General features: G+C 62.5%; 3 protein-coding genes. All 3 read right to left on the bottom strand.

From position 1 onward, the window contains the following. Positions 1-87: 87 nt before the first annotated feature. From NUV89_RS29270 to NUV89_RS29260, 3 genes are read right to left on the bottom strand one after another with little or no spacing between them, the layout of a single operon-like run. Positions 88-807, bottom strand: coding sequence for an alpha/beta hydrolase (locus NUV89_RS29270; protein ID WP_257784055.1), 720 nt, complete (start codon positions 805-807; stop codon positions 88-90). A gap of 11 nt (positions 808-818) precedes the next feature. Continuing rightward, positions 819-1574, bottom strand: coding sequence for a precorrin-6A synthase (deacetylating) (gene cobF / locus NUV89_RS29265; RefSeq protein WP_257784054.1), 756 nt, complete (start codon positions 1572-1574; stop codon positions 819-821). 45 nt (positions 1575-1619) lie between these two features. Next, the gene (locus NUV89_RS29260) at positions 1620-2174 is read right to left on the bottom strand and encodes a histidine phosphatase family protein (protein ID WP_257784053.1); all 555 of its coding nucleotides are present in this window, start codon (positions 2172-2174) and stop codon (positions 1620-1622) included. Positions 2175-2325: the final 151 nt, after the last annotated feature.

Raw genomic sequence — 2325 nt, 5'->3', positions numbered from 1 at the left:
GACAGAATGCGGAGTGTCAGTCAACAGATTAATTGGCTGATCCACCGCATTCGCGAGCAAGCCCGCTCCCACATTTTTTGACCGTGTTTACTTGAGGCTTTTCTCTAGCCAGGCCCTTAGATCCTGCACTTCAGCCTCACTGATGGTATGCGGCATCCCCACATACCCATGCAACTCCGGCTGCAACCCCACCCCCAGCAACACCTCATTCGCCCGGGTCGCCGAGGCATAGGGCAGTGCCTGGTCCAACGTGCCATGGCCGATAAAGATGGCCAGTTGGTCCAGTGCCGCGTCCGCTTTCAGCTCAGCCTTCAACACCGGCAACACACTGCCACTCAACGCCGCAATCCCACGCACCAGCGCGGGCTTACGCAACCCCACTTCGTAGGACATGATCGCGCCCTGGCTGAATCCCACCAGAAACACCCGGTCCGGTCGGGTGTGGTACTTGGCGGTGGCCTGCTGCACAAAGTCTTCGATCAGTTGGGCGCTGCGCTGCAAATCGGCCGTCTCGCCGTCGTAGTCGCCGTCACCGGGTTTCTTCGCAAACCAGCGGTAACCACTGGCGTCCACCGGCATCGGCGCCCGTGCGGAGAGGTAGGTCCAGGTCGACGGCAAGGCGTCCTTGAGGCCAAACAGATCCTCCTCGTTGCTGCCAAAGCCGTGCAGGAAAATCACCAGCGGCTCGTTGCGTGCATCGCCCTGGGTCTGTTCCAGGTACGCCAGCGGCAAGTCAGTATGCAGCGTATCGTCGGCATGGGCGGCACCGGCCAACAGCGCCAGCGTCAGGGCAAACAGCTTGAGCATGGGGCGTTACCTCAGGGTTTGCGCAACAGATAGGTGTCCATGATCCAGCCATTGGCCAGGCGCGCCGCCTTGCGCACGCGCTCGATGTCGTCGGCCACTTCAGCGACTTTGCCGCTGATAAGGATTTCGTCCGGCGTGCCCAGGTAGGCACCCCAGTAGATATCCAGGTCCTGGTCGGCCACGGTACGGTAGGAATCTTCCGCGTCGAGCATCACCACCAGCGTATCCGCATCACTCGCCTGCCCCGCCGCCAACCGGCGCCCGGTGGTGATCTCGATGGAACGGCCAATGCGGTTCAGCGGCACTTTGTGCTGGGCGGCCAGGGCCTGCACGCTGGTGATGCCGGGAATCACCTCGAATTCAAACGCACAGCGCCCACTGGCCAGGATCGCCTGCAGGATGCGGATGGTGCTGTCGTACAGCGCCGGGTCACCCCAGGCCAGGAACGCGCCCACTTCGCCGTCGGCCATTTCCTCGTTAATCATGCGTTCAAAGGTGTGCTGCTTGTCGCGGTTGAGGTCCTGCACAGCCGTGGTGTAGTCAATTTCACCGCGCACGCGCTCGGGGCAGTCGGCCTCGACGAAGCGGTAGCCGGGCTCGGTGATGTAGGTCTCGCAGATCTCGCGGCGCAGGTCGATCAACTTGTCTTTGCTCTGGCCCTTGTCCATCAGGAAAAACACGTCGGTGCGGTTGAGCGCCTTCACGGCCTGCATCGTGATGTAGTCAGGGTTGCCGGCGCCAATGCCGATTATCAGGATGCGTTTCATGGGTTGCTCTCATTGCGGGGCGTGGATTTTGCCATGTTCAGGGGCTCAGGCGTGAGTTTCCAGGCGCAGGCGCCAAACACCATTGAAACGCAGCTCGGTGGTGGACAGCGGCTCGACGTCGATCAGGTAGAACATCGACAGCGGAAACTGCATGACGTACAGCATGGCGGCGCGGATCACGAAGGGATGGGTGATGGCGACGATATGGCCGGGCTGGGTTTCGAGGGACTGCATCCACTGCGCCACCCGCGCACAGACCTGGTCCACCGATTCGCCGCCGTGGGGGGCGCTGGCGCTGTCGGTCAGCCACGCCTGCAACTCATCACTAGGCAAGCGGCCGACGTCCAGGCCTTTCCAGCGCCCGAAGTCGGCATCGCGCAACGCGTCCTCAACCACCGCGTCGCGGCCAAACAAGCCCGCCGTCTGCCGGGTGCGCGCCTGCGGCCCACACAGCAGGCGACGGGGTTTCTTGTAGCGACCGGCCAGGGACAGCGCAGCGCGTTGCCAGTCCATCGCCACCGACTCGTCATCGGGAAAAAACCCGCGCTTTTGCAGGGGCGTGACGGCATGGCAGATGAGGGTCAAACGGGTAGCCTGCATGAAATTCGCTCCGCCGAATGAAGGCCAATAAGACTGGCGCAGTTATTCGCGGCGTGCAACATCTTGTGCCGGGTGGTGGGTCAGCTGCACCTGTTTGGCTGACAGGCCGCCTTCGCGGGCAAGCCCGCTCCCACAGGGGATTGGGTTTGCA

The sequence above is a fragment of the Pseudomonas sp. 18.1.10 genome (assembly GCF_024655625.1).
GTDB lineage: Bacteria > Pseudomonadota > Gammaproteobacteria > Pseudomonadales > Pseudomonadaceae > Aquipseudomonas.
Note: the sequence above shows the minus strand (reverse complement) of the source record. Positions and strands in the feature narration are given on the sequence as shown.

Coding starts and splice junctions, on each gene's coding strand:
- NUV89_RS29270 (WP_257784055.1), bottom strand. CDS start 807: ATGCTCAAGCTGTTTGCCCTGACGCTGGCGCTGTTGGCCGGTGCCGCC.
- cobF (WP_257784054.1), bottom strand. CDS start 1,574: ATGAAACGCATCCTGATAATCGGCATTGGCGCCGGCAACCCTGACTAC.
- NUV89_RS29260 (WP_257784053.1), bottom strand. CDS start 2,174: ATGCAGGCTACCCGTTTGACCCTCATCTGCCATGCCGTCACGCCCCTG.